The sequence below is a fragment of the Shewanella polaris genome, assembly GCF_006385555.1.
Taxonomy (GTDB): Bacteria; Pseudomonadota; Gammaproteobacteria; order Enterobacterales; family Shewanellaceae; genus Shewanella; species Shewanella polaris.
Genome location: NZ_CP041036.1, coordinates 149,763 through 172,984, shown reverse-complemented (window position 1 = coordinate 172,984; position 23,222 = coordinate 149,763). Strand labels below are relative to the sequence as shown.

Genomic DNA, 23,222 nt, shown 5'->3' with positions numbered 1-23,222 from the left:
CTAGTCTCATTATGAACATCGATTTGATCAAAACAAAAACTTTTAACTACCTATCTGACAAATTTACCTCTGTAAAGTTTAACCATTAGTTAGACCAAGTATTCAATATGTGAACCAGTACGCAACTCTCAGGATTTGGATTCATATCTTTTCTTATATTACTGTTCAATGAATAATCTTTACGTATAATCAAGTTTCCAAGCACGGCGGTATATACCGTTTTCTCAGTTAACCTAAAAGTGAATATTGACACCATGACCACATTTTGGATTTTTATTGCGCTTGTCGTAGTTATCGGCCTAATCATGATTTGGGTTCCGCATTTTCGCCAGACAAAGCTGTTACAAGCTGAAGAGTCTGGCGTTCGTAGACAAACTAACCTTGAACTATATGCAGAACGTTTAGCTATACTTGAAAAAGAATTACACAACGAACATTTAGATCAAGTCGAATTTGATGCATTAAAAAAAGAGCTTGAAATAAATCTGCTTCAAGACATGCAACAGAAGGGGGATGACTCTCTTGATGTCGAAATGAAGCCTAAAAGTGCTTTGTGGCCTGTTTTTATGACCTTTTGCTTGCTAGCGATATCTGGTTATTTATATCAACAACTTGGTGCTTACGACGAATTAGCTAATCCACCACAGGCAAGTAACCCGCATCAAGGTATGGACGCGGGGCAAATTATGTCGCAACAAGTACAGATGATGGAAGCCAAAGTGCAAGCGCAGCCAGACGATAGCCAAGCTTGGTTTAGTCTTGGTCATGCTTATATTTCTGCTAACCAATATGATAAAGCGATTTCTGCATTTGATAAAGTCATGGAACTCGTGGGCACTCAGGCTGAACTTCTCGGGCCTAAAGCAACAGCTTTGTATTATAAAGCTAATCAACAGATGTCACCGGCGATTCAAGCTATAATTGATCAATCTTTAGCGTTAGACCCACAAGACCCTTCTACACTACTTCTCGTAGGTATGGATGCGTTCTTTACCGCAAACTACAAGAAAGCTATTGATGCTTGGCAAATGATCTTAGACAGTGACCGTGATGATGTTGATAGAACTGCATTAATGAACGCAATTCAGTCTGCTAATATGCGCCTTGGTGAAGATTCAAGTGCAATGCCTAATGATGCCAACCACAAATCTGTTATAGCTAACAATGAAAAAACTGTAGCCATTGAAATATCTATTTCACCGGATTTAGCTGATAAAGTAGCAGATACAGATACGGTCTTTATTTTCGCTCGTTCAACTCAAGGTCCGAAAGTACCATTAGCTGCAACTAAGATTAGTGCAAGTAGTTTACCGATGACGATTACTCTAGATGACAGTACCTCAATGGGTGGCGATGTAACACTAAGTTCAGCACAAGAAGTAGAAGTCATTGCTGTATTGTCTAAGAATGGCAGCGTTAAACCACAATCAGGCGATTTAAAAGGTATGGTTAAAGCTGTCAAAGTGGGTGGAAATGCTGCACTAATACTAGATACCTTAGTACAGTAACAACGATCAATATGAGTGATGTTATAGGTTAACATTACTCATATTTCCCCATAAAAAAACCGGCTATTAAGCCGGTTTTTTGATCTAATTGAAAATTACTTGGACATAAACTGAATTGCGTTTTTGTAATCTTCATCAGTACAGTCAGTACACATACCACCTGGTGGCATTGCATTTAAACCAGACTTAACTGAACCTACTAAGGTATCTAAACCTTTCGCTAGGCGTGGTTCCCATGCCGCAGCATCATGAGCTTTAGGCGCACCGGCCACACCCATTGTATGACATACTTGACACGCTTTATTAAATACAGCTTCACCTTCTTGAGCAAATACATTTGCAGACAAAGTTAGTGCAGCTACTGCAGTCATTGCTAACAATTTTTTCATGTTTAACGTTCCTAATTGCAAATATACAAAGCTTAACGCCGCCCTTTGATTTAGAAGGCAGACTCATTTTAGCAACACTAGGTTACTACAAATAGCAAAAAAACTCATCTTTTTGTGATAACAATCTCAGCTTAGTCCCTAAATTAAGACAATCTGTGTAGTTCAGGTAATATATTAGTAATTGTTAAAAAAGTTCAAACTAGATTCATTATTTTGGAACCATATCAAATTGCTAACACTTAATCAGTAGCAACACTAAACCGATAAAAGTGTTTGTGTTAATATCTTTTTGAATTCATCCTCACGCGTAAATTAAGAGGGATAAGTGACTATATCAAACCAATCACAAGTACTATTAAGTGCCAACGAATTAACCTGTATTCGGGAAGAACGCATTTTATTTGATGAACTTAGTTTTAATATCAATGCCGGTGATATTGTCCAAATTGAAGGTCCTAATGGTGCTGGAAAAACCAGTCTATTGCGTATTATTGCTGGTTTATCACGCCCATATGCAGGTGAAGTTGAATATAATGGCGAAAACATCAATCGATGTAGAGACGAATTTAATCTAGACCTTTTGTACCTTGGACATTTAGCTGGAGTAAAAAGTGAGCTTACAGCGGAAGAAAACCTTAATTTCAATTTAAGAATTAGTGGTTATGATGATTTTGATACCACAGAGATTTTAGAGAAAGTGAATTTAGCGGGTTTTGAAGAAGCTCTTGCGGGCCACTTATCTGCGGGGCAACATCGACGAACTGCATTAGCAAGGTTACAGCATAGTAACTGTAAGATATGGATCCTCGATGAACCATTTACCGCGATTGATAAAAAAGGTGTTGAAGAACTAGAACAACTTTTTATTCAACACGCCCAATCGGGAGGGTGTGTGGTGTTAACCACTCACCAAGATATGGGCATTATTAATGATGCCATATTACGTAAAATCACTCTCGACTATCGCTTTGTATAAGGTATTTGAATGAAACGAGGAATCAGTTACACCAACGCATTCATGACGCTTTTGCAACGTGACTTAAGAATTGCAATCCGACATCGTGGTGATATTTTTAACCCACTGTTATTTTTTATTCTGGTAGTCACTCTTTTTCCTTTAGGAATTGGACCAGAACCTCAAGTGTTAACTAGAGTAGCACCAGGGATAATTTGGGTAGCGGCGTTATTAGCTTCAATGTTGTCGTTAGAGCGATTATTCAAAGCGGATTACAATGATGGCAGCTTAGAGCAAATGCTTCTGAGCCCACAACCATTAGCATTAATGGTATTAGCAAAAGTACTTGCGCATTGGATACTCACAGGCGTTCCGTTGATTTTAGTTGCACCAATACTCGCAGTACTATTACATTTAGACGACAATAGTTACGGTGCATTAATGTCAACACTAGCATTAGGTACACCAATATTATCATTACTAGGTGCAATAGGTGTTGCACTAACCGTTGGACTCAGAAAAGGAGGAGTGTTACTAAGCTTACTCATTCTACCTTTATATATACCTGTACTGATTTTTGCCACAAGTGCAATTGATGCTGCGGGACTTAACATGGCTTATAATGGTCAGCTTGCGATACTTGCAGCGATGTTGATCGGTTCTTTAATCTTGGCACCTTTCGCAATTGGCGCCTCTTTACGTGTGAGTACAAACTAATGTGGAAATGGCTTCATACATATGCAGACCCAGAACGAGCATACAAATTATCTGGCACTCTATTGCCTTGGTTTGCCTGTCTAGCAATCGCGTTAATTGGTTTAGGGACAACATGGGGGTTATTGTTTGCTCCTATGGATTATCAACAAGGAGATAGCTTTCGCATAATCTATATCCATGTTCCAGCAGCATCTATGTCAATGGCAGCTTATATGGCGATGGCATCAGCTTCATTTGTTGGTTTGGTGTGGCAAATTAAATCTGCTGATTGGGCTGCTGCGGCAATTGCTCCTGTTGGTGCCATCATCACCTTTATCGCTTTACTCACGGGCTCTGCTTGGGGAAAACCGATGTGGGGTACTTGGTGGGTATGGGACGCACGTCTAACATCTGAGCTAGTATTGTTGTTTTTATATCTGGGTGTTATTTCACTCTATGCATCATTCGAAGATAAAGTTCTTGCCGCTAGAGCTTCTGGCATTCTTGCTATTGTAGGTGTAATTAATATCCCTATTATAAAATACTCTGTTGATTGGTGGAGTAGTTTACATCAACCATCTACTATTAAAATTACTGAAAAATCTACAATGTCGAGTGATATGTTGTACCCATTATTAATTAACATGGCTGGATTTGGCCTAATGATCGGGGCGATTACCCTCATTAGATATAGAACAGAGATTCTTGCTCGAAATGGAATGCGTCCATGGGTGAGAGACTTAGCAACCGTAGAGGAGGCAAAATAATGCAATTTGATTCATTCAAAGATTTTCTTGATATGGGCGGTTATGCATTCTATGTTTGGCTATCCTATGGTGTAACGTTTGGCTGTTTGGCTGTTTTAATCACTCTTAGCGTTAGACAAAAACGTAAGGTTCTGATTGAAATTGCTAAAAAGATAACCCGCGAACAACGCTTGAAAGAAACAAGAGGTAATAACCGTGAATCCAAGACGTAAAAAAAGATTAACGCTGGCAGTTGGATTAATTGGAGGCGTCGCAGCAGTTGCTTCATTATTGCTGTTCGCATTAAATTCAAATTTAAATTTGTTCTATACACCGTATGAAATTACTCACGGAAAAAATGATACAGGTGTAATGCCTGAGGTGGGTCAACGGCTTAGAGTTGGTGGCATGGTAACTATTGGTTCAATGAAACGAGATCCAGAAAGTTTGCATGTTGAATTTGCGGTACATGATTCAGCGGGCGGAACTGTGTTCGTAACATATGATGACTTATTGCCTGACTTATTTAGAGAAGGCCAAGGTATTGTTGCCCAAGGGGTACTTGTAGAGTCAGGTAAGTTAGAAGCAACAGAAGTACTTGCTAAGCATGATGAAAATTATATGCCACCCGAAGTTGCTGAAGCTATGGGACAAAAGCATGAAAAGCCGGAATATTCAGAAAAACAAGCTGAAGGTTACAAGTATCAATAGACAAATTTAGACAATCAAATATCTAAAATGACGAATGCCAATCTTATGATTGGCATTTTTATACCTATAAAACACTCTTAGCATCAAAAGAATGGAGCCATAGTTACATGTCAAAGAATGGATAAACGAATTTATTTGATTAACTATGTGGGTTGTATATTTATACCAATCCTATTAAATATGTGATCTTTCAGCGGGAGTTCAAAGTGCGTAGGCAAGGCAGATGATTGAAGCGAATAGTGATTCTATTTTGAAAGCATCTAACGAAGGATAAAGGACTTTGAAACCCGCCAGAATGGAGTCTCTCAGGTATTCCACTTCTGTATTACATCGATTTAAAAGGGAACAACCATTTCTACATCAATGCGCCTTGAATTGAAAAACCTGAGTGACTCTGAACTGACCAGATATTTAATGAGATTGGTATTACTTTGCTAAAGGCATATGCTTGAAAATAACCACCAACTCTGGCCGTATTTGACTCTCATTTCTTGACCCTGAAAATAGATCTCATTAAGTTACAGTTATTGTCGTCAGTTTATTTATAAAAAATAAAATCTAAGCACAGCATCACAACGATTTATAATTAACTAACCTTACCGTATAAACGCATGTCCCAATCTTCAATACTTTGCAGATCAATCCGTCTTTGTAATGAATTAACCCAACTTTGCGCTAACCCATCACAATCAAGTAAAATCTTATATTGCGCTATATCAAATTCCGCTGAAAAATATATCTGCATCGCTTTAGCCACACTGATATCAGTTTTTCTTTCGAGTAATAATATTTTATTATTTAAGAAGATATCTCCTTCTGATAAAACCCGATAAAACCAGCCACACATCCGACTTTCTTGCATAGCTAAAGCAAACTTAGGATGACCAAACTGTAAATTTAACTTAAAACAAGGTGACCGAGGTTGAGTGACTTGTAATGTAACATCTCCTATCTGTACCACATCACCGATATTCACTTGTGTCTCGTTAAGACCAACAGTGCTTATATTCTCACCCATTGACGGTGCATCACCAAATGTCGTTATTAAATCCCAACGTCGATATTGACCATAATGCTCCCTAGGGAAATGATGCAGTACTCTATCAAGGCCTCCATGATGTTTAGCGTCAGCCTCATCATTACCGAGGACACTGTCGAATTGGACCGTTAACTGACTAACGGCATGTTTATGATTGATAGAACTACTGACTCCATTATGCATTTGCACTTGGTCACCTAAATACAAACCAGAAATATTATTAACCAATTGCTTAATCATCTGACCGATCCTTGCCTAAATATTATTACATACCGTCAATATACCTAATTTGTGGGCAAAAAAAAGCCTTACGGAGTGAGAGTAAGGCTGTAAATAATATGGGAGATAACACAGTAAAAATAATGGTTAACAATAATATAAACCATTCCATGCTACATACTTGTTCAGACGCAGTTATAATAAAGGCTGATAATGACATTGGTGTGACAAAAATGCTGTTCTAGTTATGTGTTTATAAAGTTACGATAATCCAACATTATTAAGATCAATTAAAATTTTTAAGCCACAGAGGTTTATCATAAAACATCAAAGCGTTGTCATCCAAAAATTCTAGAAACTATTGTGCGCTATTTAATATTTTACATTGAGAGGCATCAAATTACAGACGTAAAAAAACCCGCTATACAATAGCGGGCTATTTCACGACTCTTTCAAGTCAATTAGGCGCCTGGAAATGACCTACTCTCACATGGGGAGACCCCACACTACCATCGGCGATACTGTGTTTCACTTCTGAGTTCGGAATGGGATCAGGTGGTGCCACAGCTCTATGGTTTCCAGACAAATTTTTCTAGGACATAACACTAGTTTATTCATGGTGCTGATACCCAGAATCGAACTGGGGACCTCATCCTTACCAAGGATGCGCTCTACCGACTGAGCCATATCAGCAAACTCGTATTGCTTTGAGCTTATTAGGCGCCTGGAAATGACCTACTCTCACATGGGGAGACCCCACACTACCATCGGCGATACTGTGTTTCACTTCTGAGTTCGGAATGGGATCAGGTGGTGCCACAGCTCTATGGTTTCCAGACAAATTTTGCTTATCTAACGCATTATTCTTGATGCATTAAATAATAATTCGAAAAGCTGATTATGCTTTATTAAAGCTTACTTGAGGTCTCGCACTGCTTAAGCGCTCTATTCTAACACTAAGGTTAGTAAAACCCATCTGGGTTGTATGGTTAAGCCTCACGGGTCATTAGTACAAGTTAGCTCAACGCCTCACAACGCTTACACACCTTGCCTATCAACGTAGTAGTCTCCTACGGCCCTTTAGAGAGCTTAAAGCTCTAGGGATGACTCATCTTAGGACTCGCTTCCCGCTTAGATGCTTTCAGCGGTTATCGATTCCGAACGTAGCTACCGGGCAATGCTATTGGCATAACAACCCGAACACCAGCGGTTCGTCCACTCCGGTCCTCTCGTACTAGGAGCAGCTTCCTTCAATCATCCAACGCCCACGGCAGATAGGGACCGAACTGTCTCACGACGTTCTGAACCCAGCTCGCGTACCACTTTAAATGGCGAACAGCCATACCCTTGGGACCGACTTCAGCCCCAGGATGTGATGAGCCGACATCGAGGTGCCAAACACCGCCGTCGATATGAACTCTTGGGCGGTATCAGCCTGTTATCCCCGGAGTACCTTTTATCCGTTGAGCGATGGCCCTTCCATTCAGAACCACCGGATCACTATGACCTACTTTCGTACCTGCTCGACGTGTATGTCTCGCAGTTAAGCTGGCTTATGCCATTGCACTAACCGTACGATGTCCGACCGTACTTAGCCAACCTTCGTGCTCCTCCGTTACTCTTTGGGAGGAGACCGCCCCAGTCAAACTACCCACCAGGCACTGTCCCGAACCCCGATAAGGGGCCGCGGTTAGAACATCAAAACTACAAGGGTGGTATTTCAAGATTGACTCCACTCTGACTAGCGTCAAAGTTTCAAAGTCTCCCACCTATCCTACACATGTAGGTTCAATGTTCAGTGCCAAGCTATAGTAAAGGTTCACGGGGTCTTTCCGTCTAGCCGCGGGTATACGGCATCTTCACCGCAATTTCAACTTCACTGAGTCTCGGCTGGAGACAGCGTGGCCATCATTACGCCATTCGTGCAGGTCGGAACTTACCCGACAAGGAATTTCGCTACCTTAGGACCGTTATAGTTACGGCCGCCGTTTACCGGGGCTTCGATCATGAGCTTCTCCGAAGATAACCCAATCAATTAACCTTCCGGCACCGGGCAGGCGTCATACCGTATACGTCATCTTGCGATTTTGCACAGTACTGTGTTTTTGATAAACAGTTGCAGCCACCTGGTATCTGCGACTGCCGTCAGCTTAGGGAGCAAGTCCCATCACCGACAGCAGCGTACCTTCTCCCGAAGTTACGGTACCATTTTGCCTAGTTCCTTCAGCCGAGTTCTCTCAAGCGCCTTGGTATTCTCTACCCGACCACCTGTGTCGGTTTGGGGTACGATTTCTACTAACCTGAAGCTTAGAAGATTTTCCTGGAAGCATGGCATCAACTACTTCATCACCTTAGTGACTCGTCATCAGCTCTCAACCTGTACATTTAAGTACGTATTCCCGGATTTGCCTAAGAATACAGCCTACTACCTTAAACGCGGACTACCAACGCCGCGCTAGCCTAGCCTTCTCCGTCTCTCCATCGCAGTTAGCAAAGTACAGAAATATTAATCTGTTTCCCATCGATTACGCCTTTCGGCCTCACCTTAGGGGTCGACTCACCCTGCCCCGATTAACGTTGGACAGGAACCCTTGGTCTTTCGGCGAGGGAGTTTTTCACTCCCTTTATCGTTACTCATGTCAGCATTCGCACTTCTGATACGTCCAGTGTGGGTTACCCCTTCACCTTCAACCGCTTACAGAACGCTCCTCTACCGCGCACACCTAATGGCATGCACCCGTAGCTTCGGTGGTATGTTTAGCCCCGTTAAATCTTCCGCGCAGGCCGACTCGACTAGTGAGCTATTACGCTTTCTTTAAATGATGGCTGCTTCTAAGCCAACATCCTAGCTGTCTAAGCCTTCCCACATCGTTTCCCACTTAACATACACTTTGGGACCTTAGCTGACGGTCTGGGTTGTTTCCCTTTTGACAACGGACGTTAGCACCCGCTGTCTGTCTCCCGAGTAGTACTCATTGGTATTCGGAGTTTGCAAAGGGTTGGTAAGTCGGGATGACCCCCTAGCCTTAACAGTGCTCTACCCCCAATGGTATTCGCTCGAGGCGCTACCTAAATAGCTTTCGAGGAGAACCAGATATCTCCGAGTTTGATTGGCCTTTCACCCCCAGCCACAAGTCATCCGCTCATTTTTCAACATAAGTCGGTTCGGTCCTCCAGTTGATGTTACTCAACCTTCAACCTGCCCATGGCTAGATCACTCGGTTTCGGGTCTACGCCTTGCAACTAAACGCGCAGTTAACACTCGGTTTCCCTACGGCTCCGCTATTCGCTTAACCTCGCTACAAAACGTAAGTCGCTGACCCATTATACAAAAGGTACGCAGTCACGGTCTCAAGAACCGCTCCCACTGCTTGTACGTACACGGTTTCAGGTTCTATTTCACTCCCCTCACAGGGGTTCTTTTCGCCTTTCCCTCACGGTACTGGTTCACTATCGGTCAGTCAGGAGTATTTAGCCTTGGAGGATGGTCCCCCCATATTCAAACAGGATGTCACGTGTCCCGCCTTACTCGTTTTCATCTATGGTTAGTTTTCATGTACGGGGCTATCACCCTGTGCCGCTGTGCTTTCCAACACATTCCACTAACACCCCATAGACTTAAGGGCTAATCCCCGTTCGCTCGCCGCTACTAGGGGAATCTCGGTTGATTTCTTTTCCTCCGGGTACTTAGATGTTTCAGTTCCCCGGGTTTGCCTCACTACACTATGTATTCATGTAGTGATAACAGCTTATGCTGCTGGGTTTCCCCATTCGGATATCGTTAGCTCAAATGCTTATTACTAGCTCGCCAACGCTTTTCGCAAGTTATTACGTCCTTCATCGCCTCTGACTGCCAAGGCATCCACCGTATACGCTTAGTCACTTAACCATACAACCCAAATGAGTTTCACTTGCGTGAACCTCCTGCGTTATATCGCAACTAGCTGGTTTTTACTTGTCTCACCTCCAGGGTAGGAAGTGGACTCGCCTTAGTTTTTAGAATATTCAAGACACTTAAACAGTGCTTTGAGAACTCAAGATACTGATACTTTCGCATCAGTATTATTTTTCGCACTAACGTAATCACACAAACGACAACGAATTATCATCTATGCGCCTTTAGTTAGTACTATCAGCTTTCCAAATTGTTAAAGAGCGGGCTTAAAAAAGCCAAAGATAAAATTTCATTTATCTTTGGCATCTCTAACCTATGCATATGCTTATCATCATGATAAGTGTAAATGGTGGAGCTATGCGGGATCGAACCGCAGACCTCCTGCGTGCAAGGCAGGCGCTCTCCCAGCTGAGCTATAGCCCCATTTACATGCAGTGAGATTAATATACGTAGTGTACCAAATCGAGTGAGGCAAGGCATGTAATGAGGACGTTTAGCTTGCTAAACGACGAATTACATAACACAGCAACACGAAGATTTTGGTGGGTCAGAGTGGACTTGAACCACCGACCTCACCCTTATCAGGGGTGCGCTCTAACCAGCTGAGCTACAGACCCATTTATACTTGTTTCTTCACTCAATCACTTCGTTGCTTTTCATCGTTCAGTCGTCGTGTAGTGTACTACACTTCCTTCCTCACGCTTCAAGCGCCTTGTGCTAGAGCAAATTAACGTCGTCTAAATAGAGACGTATATCTTTCTCTTTCTTTCTATCAAGTAATCTGTGTGAACACTCACATGCATCGCTGCACTTTTAGGTATTGAGTTAGTCGTATAGGTAAGGAGGTGATCCAGCCCCAGGTTCCCCTAGGGCTACCTTGTTACGACTTCACCCCAGTCATGAACCACAAAGTGGTGAGCGTTCTCCCGAAGGTTAAACTACCCACTTCTTTTGCAGCCCACTCCCATGGTGTGACGGGCGGTGTGTACAAGGCCCGGGAACGTATTCACCGTAGCATTCTGATCTACGATTACTAGCGATTCCGACTTCATGGAGTCGAGTTGCAGACTCCAATCCGGACTACGACGTACTTTGTGAGATTAGCTCCACCTCGCGGCTTTGCAACCCTCTGTATACGCCATTGTAGCACGTGTGTAGCCCTACTCGTAAGGGCCATGATGACTTGACGTCGTCCCCACCTTCCTCCGGTTTATCACCGGCAGTCTCCCTAGAGTTCCCACCATTACGTGCTGGCAAATAAGGATAGGGGTTGCGCTCGTTGCGGGACTTAACCCAACATTTCACAACACGAGCTGACGACAGCCATGCAGCACCTGTCTCACAGTTCCCGAAGGCACACCAGAATCTCTTCCGGCTTCTGTGGATGTCAAGAGTAGGTAAGGTTCTTCGCGTTGCATCGAATTAAACCACATGCTCCACCGCTTGTGCGGGCCCCCGTCAATTCATTTGAGTTTTAACCTTGCGGCCGTACTCCCCAGGCGGTCTACTTAATGCGTTAGCTTGGGAGCCCAGTGACTAAGTCACCAAACTCCGAGTAGACATCGTTTACGGCGTGGACTACCAGGGTATCTAATCCTGTTTGCTCCCCACGCTTTCGTACATGAGCGTCAGTCTTTGTCCAGGGGGCCGCCTTCGCCACCGGTATTCCTTCAGATCTCTACGCATTTCACCGCTACACCTGAAATTCTACCCCCCTCTACAAGACTCTAGTTCACCAGTTCTAAATGCAATTCCCAGGTTGAGCCCGGGGATTTCACATCTAGCTTAATGAACCGCCTGCGTACGCTTTACGCCCAGTAATTCCGATTAACGCTCGGACCCCTCGTATTACCGCGGCTGCTGGCACGAAGTTAGCCGGTCCTTCTTCTGTAGGTAACGTCACAGCAGCGTGCTATTAACACGCTACCTTTCCTCCCTACTGAAAGTGCTTTACAACCCGAAGGCCTTCTTCACACACGCGGCATGGCTGCATCAGGGTTTCCCCCATTGTGCAATATTCCCCACTGCTGCCTCCCGTAGGAGTCTGGGCCGTGTCTCAGTCCCAGTGTGGCTGATCATCCTCTCAGAACAGCTAGGGATCGTCGCCTTGGTGAGCCATTACCTCACCAACTAGCTAATCCCACCTAGGTTCATCCAATCGCGAAAGGCCCGAAGGTCCCCTCCTTTCCCCCGTAGGGCGTATGCGGTATTAGCAGTCGTTTCCAACTGTTATCCCCCTCGACTGGGCAGATCCCTAGGCATTACTCACCCGTCCGCCGCTCGTCAGCAAAGAAAGCAAGCTTCCTCTCTGTTACCGCTCGACTTGCATGTGTTAGGCCTGCCGCCAGCGTTCAATCTGAGCCATGATCAAACTCTTCAATTAAAGTTTTTTGAAATACTCTGTTAGGAATATCTCGGCTCAATGAATTCTGATTTACACCCTATAAACTCGGAAGAATCTATAAAATGCTTGTTACATATTGCTATGAACATTCATCGTTGCATTGAGTTGAAATTTTTTGATTGCCAACATTCCGAAGAACAGAAGACAATTTCGAATAACTCAATACCTGTGAATGTCCACACAGATTACTTGATAAATTGTTAAAGAGCGTTGACCGTTTAAGTAGGTCAGGGGTGCGTATTTTACGCATTCCCTTTATGGCGTCAAGTGTTTTTTCAAACTTCTTTTTGCCTGTTATCAACACTACTAAGTAGTTGTTAATAACACTAACCGGTTTTGCTTTCGCTGTATGCCGTGTCAGTGGATGCGCATTATAGGCAGCTGAAGATTTAGTGCAAGTGATTTTGTTCAGAAAAATGATCTTTTTATGATCTTTTATGCTTTTCGCTAGTTAACAACAGAATACACACTATTTACCCCCCAAAGTTATCCACAATAGTAAATTTATCAGTCAGTTTTGAGTTATCAAAAATAAAAAAGGTAGCGATTAATCGCTACCTTTTTTACGTCATATCTATCGTTAACTAAACGTTATTTCAGTTTACCATGGCATTGCTTATATTTTTGACCAGAACCACAGGGACAAGGATCATTACGTCCTATCTTTTCCCCTTCGCGGATCACGGTCTGAGGAGCCTCAACTGACTGCTCATCATTATGACTTAATGCTTCTGATGATGCGTGTTGATAAGCAAGCTGGATCTTTGCTTCTTCTTCACGGCGACGTTGTTCCATTTCGTCTACATCTGACTGTGCTTGAACTTGTACTTTAGAGAGTACACTTATCACGTCATTTTTGAGTGTTTCAAGCAATTGTTGAAATAACTCAAACGATTCACGCTTGTACTCTTGCTTCGGATTTTTTTGTGCATAGCCCCGTAAATGAATACCTTGACGCAAATGATCCATAGCCGCTAAATGTTCTTTCCATAGTCCATCTAATGTTTGTAGCATTACCGCTTTTTCGAATTGGCGTAAAACTTGTTCACCGACCATTTCTTCTTTAGCTTTATATGCATCACTCCATGACGTAACAATACGTTCACGAAGTGTCTCTTCATGTAAGTCTTCTTCTTTATCTAACCATTCTTGAATCGTTAGCTTTAAATTAAACTCATTACCAAGACGTTGTTCAAGTCCAGGAATATCCCAGAGCTCTTCAATTGATTGCGGTGGAATATATTGGTCTACAATTCCGCTAATCACATCTTGTTCAATATTTTGGATAGTTTCTTTAATGCTTTCAGCATCCATTAACTCGTTACGCTGTGCATAGACAACCTGACGTTGGTCATTTGCAACATCATCGTATTCAAGTAATTGTTTACGAATATCAAAGTTTCGAGCTTCTACTTTACGTTGGGCATTTTCAATTGCACGAGAGACCCAAGGATGTTCGATAGCTTCACCATGCTCCATACCTAACTTTTTCATCATTCCTGATACACGGTCTGATGCGAAAATACGCATTAAGCTATCTTCCATAGACAGGTAAAAGCGCGAAGAACCGGCATCCCCTTGACGACCAGCACGACCGCGTAACTGATTATCGATACGACGAGATTCATGACGTTCAGTACCCAAGATATGTAAACCACCAGCCTCTAGCACTTTGTCATGCTGAATTTGCCAATCGGCGCGAATTTTGGCAATTTGTTCATCGGTTGGATTGACTAGCGCTTCAATGTCAACTTTCCAGTTACCACCTAGTACAATATCTGTACCACGCCCAGCCATGTTAGTTGCAATTGTTACTGCACCGACACGGCCTGCCTGTGCAATAATTTCCGCTTCTCTTTCGTGGAATTTGGCATTCAGTACATTGTGTGGAATTTTAGATTTTTTAAGTAATTCAGCTAAAATCTCAGATTGCTCAATTGATACGGTACCAACAAGTACAGGTTGACCTCGTTCGCGGCAACCTTCTATATCTTTAATAATGGCGGCGTATTTTTCTGGGGCAGTAAGATAGACTAAATCAGCCATATCATTACGCACCATTGGACGGTTTGTAGGAACAACAACGGTATCTAAACCATAGATATGTTGAAATTCAAATGCTTCCGTATCTGCAGTACCCGTCATGCCCGCAAGTTTTTGGTACTGACGGAAATAGTTTTGAAAAGTGATAGAAGCCAGAGTTTGATTTTCATTCTGGATTTTAACACCTTCTTTCGCTTCTACCGCTTGATGTAAACCTTCTGACCAACGACGACCAGGCATAGTACGACCTGTATGTTCATCGACGATAATAACTTCATCATCTTGAACAATATAATCGATATCTTTTTCAAACAAGGTATGGGCACGAAGTGCGGCATGAACATGGTGCAATAATGAAATATTCGTAGCTGAATAAAGCGAGTCACCTTCGTCTAACATGCCTTTTTCTATTAAAAGCACTTCAACCTTCTCTTGACCACGTTCAGTTAAATTAACTTGTTTACCCTTTTCATCAATACTGTAATCACCTTCGCCAATATAGTCTTCTGTGTCTTCTTTATCTTGGCGGATTAGACTTGGGATTAATAAATTAATTTTAGCGTACAACTCGGAGCTGTCTTCAGCCGCACCCGAGATAATCAACGGTGTTCGGGCTTCATCAATTAAAATTGAATCGACTTCATCAATAAGTGCGTAGTGTAATGGTCTCTGAACACGTTCTTGTGGAGAAAATGCCATATTGTCGCGAAGGTAGTCGAAACCAAATTCATTATTGGTACCGTAAGTAATATCAGCCTCATAGGCTGCTTTCTTTTCGATTTGACCAATACCAGCGATATTAATACCGACACTTAAGCCTAAAAATTCAAACAATGGACGGTTATTTTCAGCATCACGCGTTGCTAAGTAATCGTTCACAGTAATGACGTGAACACCTTTACCTGTTATCCCGTTAAGATATGCTGGTAACGTTGCAGTAAGCGTTTTACCTTCACCGGTTCGCATTTCCGCAATACGATTACTGTCTAATACCATGCCACCAAGAAGTTGAACATCAAAGGGACGCATATCGAACACGCGCTTTGAAGCTTCACGAACCACGGCAAATGCCTCAGCCATGATGCTATCTAACGTTTCACCATTTTCTAAACGGTTATGGAACTCTGCGGTTTTCGCTTTAAGTTCTTCATCAGAAAGTTTTTCGTAATCAGCTTCTAATGCATTAATTTGAGTAACAATTTTTCCAAGACTTTTCAGGGTGCGGTCGTTGCGACTTCCGAATACTTTTGTCAGTAGTTTGCCTAACATCTTAATCACTTATCTGTTGTAGGTTTGGCTCAATTGAGCGCATTAACCGTTAATATTATTAACTTGCTTTGCGGTAAACGTATTTCTGTGGATCTATTTGTTGTTTACCGCGCAACACTTCGTAATGCACATGGGGGCCGGTTGAGCGGCCTGTGCTTCCCATACTGGCAATTTTATCGCCTTTGGCAACGACGTCACCTACGTTTACTGACAGAGATTTATTATGGCCATAGCGAGTGCGAAGACCATTACCATGGTCTATTTCGACTAACTCACCATATCCAACCATGCTTCCTGACCATGTTACTACACCTGCTGCAGTCGTAGTAACATCTGCCCCTTCTTTACCCGCAAAATCAATACCTTTATGCATTGTTCGCCGGCCGCTAAAAGGGTCATTTCGTAAACCATAGGGCGAAGATAACCAACCTTTATCGATTGGTCGCCCTGATATATAACGCTCTTCATCTATATGGAGATTAGATGCTACTGTTTCAAGTAGTGATAGCTGAACATTATTATTATCAATTCTAGATGCTAGCTTATTCATGTCATCAATAAGCTGACTTAATTCGACACCACTGCCTATTTCGCTTAAACCACCGATCCCAACTTCTGTAGAGAAATCAAATTGATCATCAAGGAGGTTATTTTGCGCTACTTGCTGCCCAAGGGCTTCAAGTCGGGTGATTTTGGCTTGCATCTTGGCCACATGTGCAACCAAGGTAGATAACTGGATTTCAGTTGCCGTTTTGAGTTCGAGCACTTGTTGTTTTTGCTGTTGGCGCAGTTGTTTATTTTGATCAACTTTCGCTTGTTGGTTAGCAAAACGCTCAGTGCTGTATTGATATATTCCTGTGCCAGTAGCCATTAGAATAATAGGTAGGAGTAACCAACGCTTACTAGGTTGCCAGCGCGTTACACCATTTCGACCTTGGATAAAAACTGTTACACTCATAGCCTAATTCAGCCATCTTATTATCATATGAAAAAGCCCCCTCAAGATCTCAGCAATTTAGTCCATGTGTCTGGGAGACTACCTGAACTGGCCGAGAAAGCAGAACTACTCAATAACCTGAATCGTTATGTAAAACAGACATTAAATGGTCCTGTGGCAGAGCAGCTAAAAGTCGCTAATCTCCGCCAGGGTGTTCTTGTTATTGAAACAACCTCTGCAGCATGGGCTGCGAGAATAAACTTTCAAAAGCAGAAGTTATTAAAACAACTTCAAACTGATACACTTCCGATGCTTACCGCTATTGAGGTGAAAGTCAATCCTGGACTTGCTTTAATGAAACCACAATCTCAACTTAACCAAAATGTGATCAGCACTACTGCAGCTCAACATATTGAAGCATTAGCAGAACATGTCGATGGTTCTTTAGGTGAAAAACTAAAACGGCTGGCTGCATTAGCCAGCCGTAATAGGCAATCTTAACCGGTTACGCGTGCGCTAACGCACCCGGAACCATGAAGCTGACAGGTGCATCAGCCTCTTTGTCAAAACTCACTAGCTCCCATGCATCTTGTTGCGCAAGCAATGCGCGTACAAGTTGATTATTTAATGCATGACCAGTTTTGTAAGCTGAAAACTCACCGACTATCGCATGACCAGCAACATATAAGTCACCAAATGCATCGAGAATTTTATGCTTTACGAATTCGTCTTCATAACGCAGACCATCAGGGTTTAATACACGATATTCGTCAAGCACAACGGCATTTTCCATGCTGCCACCTAGTGCGAGATTATTAGCACGTAGGTATTCAATATCACGCATAAAACCAAATGTTCTGGCACGACTAATGTCTTTTACAAACGCTAAGGTCGAAAAGTCCATCACCATGTGTTGTTGACTACGAGCTATTTCTGGGTGATCAAAGTCAATTCTAAAATCAACTCTAAAACCTTTAAACGGTTTTAACTCTGCCCATTTATCGCCATCTTCAACACGCACAGATTTGGTAATTTTCAGGTATTTTTTCGCTGCAGCTTGTTCTTTAATTCCTGCACTTTGCAGTAAGAACACAAATGGACTTGCACTACCATCCATAATCGGGATTTCTGGTGCATCAACTTCGATAATAGCATTATCGATGCCTAAGCCGGCAAGAGCTGCAAACAAATGCTCAATCGTTGAAATTCTAATACCAGCATCATTTACTAGGGCGGTACACATTGTGGTTTCACGAACCATATCAGCCTTTGCTGGAATAGACACAGCGGGGCTAAGATCGGTACGCTTAAGTACAATCCCTGTATTTACTGGTGCGGGCTTAATGCACAGAGTCACCTTGTTGCCAGAATGCAATCCGACCCCAGTGCTCTTCACCATTTTTTGAACAGTTCTTTGAAAAATCATTCAGTAGCCCATAAATATCAATATTAAACAAATAGTTACTTTGACAGCCTTAGGCTATCATGCATAACTGGTTTAGCATTCTACCATAAGTTTGACTTTTGACAAAAATATTGCCCAACACATAGTAACCTGCAAACCTAATTTACAAAATAACCCTTCAGCACATCACACTCATTAGTCACGCAAAAACATATGTTTTATTTATGAATTAATCAGCTTGTTTACGCAAAAATGCTGGTATATCAAGATAATCAGCATCGGTACGCTGTACAGGTTGAGACTGTGGAACAGCATTACCTTTTGGCACGGCATAACTTTGTTGTGGAATAGCTTCATCTACAGGTTCTGGACGAGGTTCTATTACCGCGGGTTCAGGACGAGCAACAGGCTTAGACACTAATTGGATGTCTGGCTTTTTCTCGGCACCAATACCTGTAGCAACAACAGTTACACGTAATTCATCACTCATTTCTGGATCAATAACTGCACCCACTACAACGGTTGCGTTATCTGATGCATAAGCTTTAACGTGGTTACCCACTGTTTCAAGCTCTTCAATAGTGATATCCATACCTGCAGTAATGTTCACTAACACACCACGAGCACCCGCTAAATCGATATCTTCAAGTAATGGGCTGGCAACAGCAGCTTCTGCCGCTTCTTCAGCGCGATCATCACCACGAGCGACTCCGGTACCCATCATGGCATTACCCATTTCAGACATAACGGTTTTCACGTCGGCGAAATCGACGTTGATAAGACCTGGGCGAGTAATTAGCTCAGCAATACCTTGCACAGCACCTAGTAATACATTGTTGGCTGCTGCAAAGGCATCAAGCAATGATGTTCCGCGGCCAAGTACTTTCAATAATTTTTCGTTGGGAATAGTAATTAACGAATCCACATGCTTTGCTAGCTCAGCGATACCAATCTCTGCGTATGCCATGCGTTTTTTGCCTTCAAATGGAAACGGCTTAGTTACAACAGCAACGGTAAGAATACCTTCTTCACGAGCTATTTCTGCCACGACAGGAGCTGCACCTGTACCGGTACCACCACCCATACCGGCAGCGATAAAGATCATGTCAGATCCCTTTATTGCTGCACGAATATTCTCACGGTCTTCTTCTGCTGCTTGACGGCCCACATCTGGGTTTGCGCCAGCACCAAGACCTTTGGTCACATCACGGCCAAGCTGGATAGTTGAACCTGCGCTTGATTTACGTAATGCTTGTGCATCTGTATTTGTGACGATAAATTCAACACCTTCGATGCTGTGTTTTACCATATGTTCGACAGCATTTCCGCCGCCGCCACCGACGCCGATGACTTTAATCACCGCTTCGTCTGAATGAGTGTCCATGATCTCAAACATTGTCTGATCTCCATTTGTCTGCGTTATTAAAATTCACCTTTAAACCAACTTTTAACCCGATTTAAAAAGCTGGTAACCCCTTGACGCTCAGGTCGCTCGAACTGACGTTCGATAACTCGCCTCGCACCATAATGAAGCAATCCTATTCCGGTTGAGTAAATAGGTTGATCCACATATTCGTATAACCCTTTTACTGGCAATGGTGACGCCACTCTAACTGGCATACCAAACGTTGCCTCAGCAATCTCAACTGCACCCGATATTGAGGACGTGCCTCCAGTGAGTACTATACCTGCTGCAATTTGATCTTCTAGACCACTATCTTGTAACTGCTTGAGAATAAGCTCAAACAATTCTTGGTATCTTGGCTCTACAACTTCGGCCAGTGTATGACGAGACATACTGCGTGATGGACGCCCGCCCACTGACGGTACTTCAATACTGTCTTCACGGCTTACTGTTGAACTCCTTGCACTGGCAAACTGCACTTTAATTTGCTCGGCATGTGTTAATGGTGTTCTGAAAATTTTAGCAATATCACTAGTGACTTGATTACCCGCAACAGGGATCACTGCACAATGACGTAATGCGCCGTTGGTATATACAGCAATATCGGTTGTTCCACCACCAATATCAACAATACAGACACCTAAATCTTTCTCATCATTTGTGAGCACAGAATCTGCTGATGCAATACCGGCAAAAACTAAATCATCAACTTTTAAGCCACAACGCTCGACACTTTTAGTAATATTTTTTGCCATATCATTAGCACACGTCACAATGTGCGCTTTGGCTTCCATACGCATTCCCGACATGCCAATTGGGCTCTTAATCCCATCTTGAACATCGATAGAATATTCTTGTGGCAACACGTGTAAAATACGTCGTTCTGTCGGGATCTTGACTGAGCGAGCCGTGTGGATCACATTATCGACGTCTTCTTGGGTGACTTCTTCGTCATTAATGGACACCATGCCATTCTCATTTTGGCAAGCTATGTGCTTGCCTGAAATGCTTAAATAAACCGATGAAACCTGACAATCAGCCATTAACTCAGCTTGATCCAAAGCGCGTTGTACACTGCGCACAATAGAGTCGAGATCATTCACGCCGCCTTTATCCATGCCACGAGAAGGATGATTACCTAAACCAATCACACTAATTTCACCATCAGGTAATACTTCACCAATGATCACTGCGACCTTGGATGTCCCTATATCTAACCCCACGATGAGGTTTCTTTCCTGATTTTTGGTCATTTATTGTCGACTCTCTGTGTTGAATCACCCCAGCCTACTGCAAATCCGGTATCGTAACGTAAATCAACGGTTGCAACTGGTTTATTACTTTGTTTCAAAGTTGGATACACATTAATAAAGCGTTGTATCCGTGAAATTTTATCTTCTCGTCCAAGCTCAATTTCAATCCCATTGGCCAGTACGGCGTGCCAAGCATGGCGTGGACTTAACCGTAAACTTACCAACTTAAATTCGTTTATTGTCAATAACTCATCTAACTGCTGATAGCTGGTTAATACTTCTATTTCGGTCCCTTCTGGACCAGATAACATCGGTAATGCATCATGTTCAGAATGCGCTAATGCCTCAAAAACCTCACCGTTAATATTGAGCCAAGATACTTGATTCCAATGTGCTACAGCTTGTTGCTCTTGCAAGGTTATCTTGAACTTTGCCGGCCATTCTCGCCTAACTGATGCATGGTAAACCCACGGTAAAGCTTCTAATGCTTTTTGTACGTCCACCACGTCGGCGCTAAAAAAACTACTTAACATTAATGACTGTAATGCATTTTTAATCTCATCATCAGTGGTATAGGTTCGCTCACCTTTAATGGCAACAGCTTCAATTGGTAGTGCATCAGCATCATTTAGCAGAACATGCAGCTGCACGCCAGCCCAGACGACAGTACCAATCACGCTGCATAAAAACACTACACCAGTACAAAAATACCAGTTTACTCGAGCCAGTTTATTTTTTAGTTGCCGCCCTTTATTGCTCCACGACACCTTAAATCCGCCTCTGACGTTGTTTCGGTCTTAGCTCCAAAAGATCGGTCATTATATAGACCAACTCTGCAGGATTAAAGCTCGATTTTCAAACACAACAATTGATTTAAAAATCAATTGTTTCCTTGTGGTTTTTCCCAGTTTTTAAATCCTAATTCGCTCTGGGCCAATTGTTTCGATAATGCCCCAATATTACCTGCACCTTGAGTCATAAATAAATCCCCATCCTGCAATACATCCGGTAATACCGTTGCAAGTTGATCTGGACTCGCAATAAAAATGGGGTCTATTTGACCTCGAAGCCGAATTGAACGGCACAAAGCTCGTCCATCAGCACCAGGAATTGGCGCTTCACCTGCAGCATAAACATCTAACAACAACAGGCAGTCAACTTGCGACAATACATCAACAAAGTCTTCATATAAGTCACGAGTACGGCTATATCGGTGTGGTTGATATGCCATCACTAATCGTTTATCAGGCCAACCTGCTCGCGCCGCTTTGATCGTTGCTAACACTTCACTTGGATGATGACCATAATCGTCTACTAACATCACACTGCCATTAGGTGTATCAAATTCACCTAAGTGCTGAAAACGACGGCCGATACCTTCAAATTCTGCTAATGCTTGCACAATCGCATCGTCATTGATGTCATCTTCAGTCGCTACAGCAATCGCAGCTAATGCATTTAGAACGTTATGTCGTCCAGGCAAATTCAATACGAAATCTAAATCATCTTTACCATGACGCTTCACAGTAAAACTTGATTGATAGCCATTTTGGACAAAATTAATTGCCTGTACGTCGACATCATCACTAAAGCCGTAGGTCACTACATGACGACCAATACGCGGCATAATTTCACGGATGACATCGTCATCAAGACACATTACTGCTACGCCATAAAATGGCAAATTATGTAAGAAGTCGACAAAAGTAGTTTTCAATTTTTCAAAATCGCCACCATACGTGTCCATATGGTCGGCTTCAATATTGGTGATCACACTGACCATCGGTTGCAAATGTAAAAAGCTTGCATCACTTTCATCGGCTTCGGCAATAAGATAACGACTAGTACCTAAACGTGCGTTAGTGCCAGCACTATTTAGCAGCCCACCAATAACAAATGTTGGGTCGCGGTCGGCTTGACCATACACGCTTGCTATCAAACTTGTAGTCGTAGTTTTTCCATGAGTACCCGCTATGGCAACCCCATGACGATAACGCATCAGCTCTGCGAGCATCTCTGCACGACGAACGATTGGAATACGCAGTTCTTTCGCGGCAAGAATCTCAGGGTTTTGCGGGTTAATGGCTGTAGACACGACAACCACATCAACCTGTGCAACACTTTGGGCCTGATGACCAATAATGATTTTTGCGCCTAAACTCGCTAAGTGTTCTGTAACACTATTGATAGCGATATCTGAACCACTTATTTGATAACCTTCGTTCACCAGCACTTCTGCAATACCACCCATGCCAGCACCACCAATGCCAACAAAATGAATGCGCTTGATCCGTCTCATTTCAGGGATCATGCTACGAAGGTGTGCGTATCTTTCTGTTTTTGTCATT

16 protein-coding genes, 3 tRNA genes and 4 rRNA genes are annotated in these 23,222 nt (G+C 42.7%); 7 read left to right on the top strand and 16 right to left on the bottom strand.

Annotated features, from left to right (window positions below):
- Window positions 1-254 precede the first annotated feature (254 nt).
- A complete protein-coding gene (gene ccmI, locus FH971_RS00740; protein ID WP_140232976.1) occupies window positions 255-1,508 on the top strand; it encodes a c-type cytochrome biogenesis protein CcmI in 1,254 nt (417 codons plus the stop codon).
- A gap of 95 nt (window positions 1,509-1,603) precedes the next feature.
- Here ccmI and FH971_RS00735 read toward each other — a convergent pair whose 3' ends face one another.
- On the bottom strand, window positions 1,604-1,897 hold the full coding sequence (locus FH971_RS00735; RefSeq protein WP_137223861.1) for a c-type cytochrome: 294 nt from the start codon (window positions 1,895-1,897) through the stop codon (window positions 1,604-1,606).
- A gap of 325 nt (window positions 1,898-2,222) precedes the next feature.
- Between FH971_RS00735 and ccmA the strand changes: the two genes are divergently transcribed.
- Genes ccmA through ccmE form a run of 5 tightly spaced genes read left to right on the top strand, consistent with a single transcriptional unit; the run spans window position 2,223 to window position 5,005 of the window.
- Window positions 2,223-2,873, top strand: coding sequence for a cytochrome c biogenesis heme-transporting ATPase CcmA (gene ccmA, locus FH971_RS00730; RefSeq protein WP_137223863.1), 651 nt, complete (start codon window positions 2,223-2,225; stop codon window positions 2,871-2,873).
- Window positions 2,874-2,882: 9 nt separating this feature from the next.
- Window positions 2,883-3,569 carry a heme exporter protein CcmB gene (gene ccmB / locus FH971_RS00725; protein ID WP_140232974.1) on the top strand — a complete coding sequence of 229 codons (687 nt, stop codon included), beginning with the start codon at window positions 2,883-2,885 and terminating at the stop codon, window positions 3,567-3,569.
- A complete protein-coding gene (gene ccmC / locus FH971_RS00720; protein WP_137223867.1) occupies window positions 3,569-4,315 on the top strand; it encodes a heme ABC transporter permease CcmC in 747 nt (248 codons plus the stop codon). Before ccmB ends, ccmC begins: the two co-directional genes overlap by 1 nt.
- Window positions 4,315-4,527, top strand: a complete 213-nt coding sequence (gene ccmD, locus FH971_RS00715; RefSeq protein ID WP_137223869.1) for a heme exporter protein CcmD — start codon at window positions 4,315-4,317, stop codon at window positions 4,525-4,527. Before ccmC ends, ccmD begins: the two co-directional genes overlap by 1 nt.
- Complete coding sequence (gene ccmE / locus FH971_RS00710) at window positions 4,511-5,005, top strand: cytochrome c maturation protein CcmE (RefSeq protein WP_137223871.1); 495 nt, start codon at window positions 4,511-4,513, stop codon at window positions 5,003-5,005. The genes ccmD and ccmE overlap by 17 nt, the downstream gene beginning before the upstream one ends.
- A gap of 586 nt (window positions 5,006-5,591) precedes the next feature.
- Here ccmE and FH971_RS00705 read toward each other — a convergent pair.
- The 10 genes from FH971_RS00705 to FH971_RS00660 all read right to left on the bottom strand — a co-directional run bounded on the left by FH971_RS00705 (window position 5,592) and on the right by FH971_RS00660 (window position 16,832).
- Window positions 5,592-6,284, bottom strand: a complete 693-nt coding sequence (locus tag FH971_RS00705; RefSeq protein WP_137223873.1) for an MOSC domain-containing protein — start codon at window positions 6,282-6,284, stop codon at window positions 5,592-5,594.
- Window positions 6,285-6,730: 446 nt separating this feature from the next.
- Window positions 6,731-6,846: ribosomal RNA gene (gene rrf / locus FH971_RS00700) — 5S ribosomal RNA — on the bottom strand.
- Between the two features lie 34 nt (window positions 6,847-6,880).
- Window positions 6,881-6,956: transfer RNA gene (locus tag FH971_RS00695), tRNA-Thr, on the bottom strand.
- Window positions 6,957-6,985: 29 nt separating this feature from the next.
- Window positions 6,986-7,101, bottom strand: a 5S ribosomal RNA gene (gene rrf / locus FH971_RS00690).
- Between the two features lie 147 nt (window positions 7,102-7,248).
- Window positions 7,249-10,152, bottom strand: a 23S ribosomal RNA gene (locus FH971_RS00685).
- A 353-nt stretch (window positions 10,153-10,505) separates the two neighbouring features.
- Window positions 10,506-10,581, bottom strand: a tRNA-Ala gene (locus FH971_RS00680).
- 117 nt (window positions 10,582-10,698) lie between these two features.
- Window positions 10,699-10,775, bottom strand: a tRNA-Ile gene (locus FH971_RS00675).
- 221 nt (window positions 10,776-10,996) lie between these two features.
- Window positions 10,997-12,541, bottom strand: a 16S ribosomal RNA gene (locus tag FH971_RS00670).
- Together the 16S, 23S and 5S rRNA genes with 3 tRNA genes alongside form the textbook arrangement of a ribosomal RNA operon.
- Window positions 12,542-13,153: 612 nt before the next feature.
- Complete coding sequence (secA, locus tag FH971_RS00665; RefSeq protein ID WP_140232972.1) at window positions 13,154-15,874, bottom strand: preprotein translocase subunit SecA; 2,721 nt, start codon at window positions 15,872-15,874, stop codon at window positions 13,154-13,156.
- Between the two features lie 58 nt (window positions 15,875-15,932).
- Window positions 15,933-16,832 carry a M23 family metallopeptidase gene (locus tag FH971_RS00660; RefSeq protein WP_140232970.1) on the bottom strand — a complete coding sequence of 300 codons (900 nt, stop codon included), beginning with the start codon at window positions 16,830-16,832 and terminating at the stop codon, window positions 15,933-15,935.
- 27 nt (window positions 16,833-16,859) lie between these two features.
- On the opposite strand from FH971_RS00660, the gene FH971_RS00655 reads away from it, so the two are divergent.
- The gene (locus FH971_RS00655; protein ID WP_137223879.1) at window positions 16,860-17,312 is read left to right on the top strand and encodes a DUF721 domain-containing protein; all 453 of its coding nucleotides are present in this window, start codon (window positions 16,860-16,862) and stop codon (window positions 17,310-17,312) included.
- 4 nt (window positions 17,313-17,316) lie between these two features.
- Here the strand turns inward: FH971_RS00655 and lpxC are convergent, their stop codons facing one another.
- From lpxC to murC, 5 genes are all read right to left on the bottom strand, one after another.
- A complete protein-coding gene (gene lpxC / locus FH971_RS00650) occupies window positions 17,317-18,237 on the bottom strand; it encodes a UDP-3-O-acyl-N-acetylglucosamine deacetylase (protein ID WP_140232968.1) in 921 nt (306 codons plus the stop codon).
- 208 nt (window positions 18,238-18,445) lie between these two features.
- Window positions 18,446-19,612 (bottom strand): cell division protein FtsZ, encoded by a 1,167-nt coding sequence (gene ftsZ, locus FH971_RS00645; protein WP_137223883.1) that lies wholly within the window; start codon window positions 19,610-19,612, stop codon window positions 18,446-18,448.
- 26 nt (window positions 19,613-19,638) lie between these two features.
- Window positions 19,639-20,874 (bottom strand): cell division protein FtsA, encoded by a 1,236-nt coding sequence (ftsA, locus tag FH971_RS00640; protein ID WP_137223885.1) that lies wholly within the window; start codon window positions 20,872-20,874, stop codon window positions 19,639-19,641.
- Window positions 20,871-21,641 (bottom strand): cell division protein FtsQ/DivIB, encoded by a 771-nt coding sequence (locus tag FH971_RS00635; RefSeq protein WP_140232966.1) that lies wholly within the window; start codon window positions 21,639-21,641, stop codon window positions 20,871-20,873. Before FH971_RS00635 ends, ftsA begins: the two co-directional genes overlap by 4 nt.
- A 113-nt stretch (window positions 21,642-21,754) precedes the next feature.
- A complete protein-coding gene (gene murC, locus FH971_RS00630; protein ID WP_140232965.1) occupies window positions 21,755-23,221 on the bottom strand; it encodes a UDP-N-acetylmuramate--L-alanine ligase in 1,467 nt (488 codons plus the stop codon).
- Window position 23,222 lies beyond the last annotated feature (1 nt).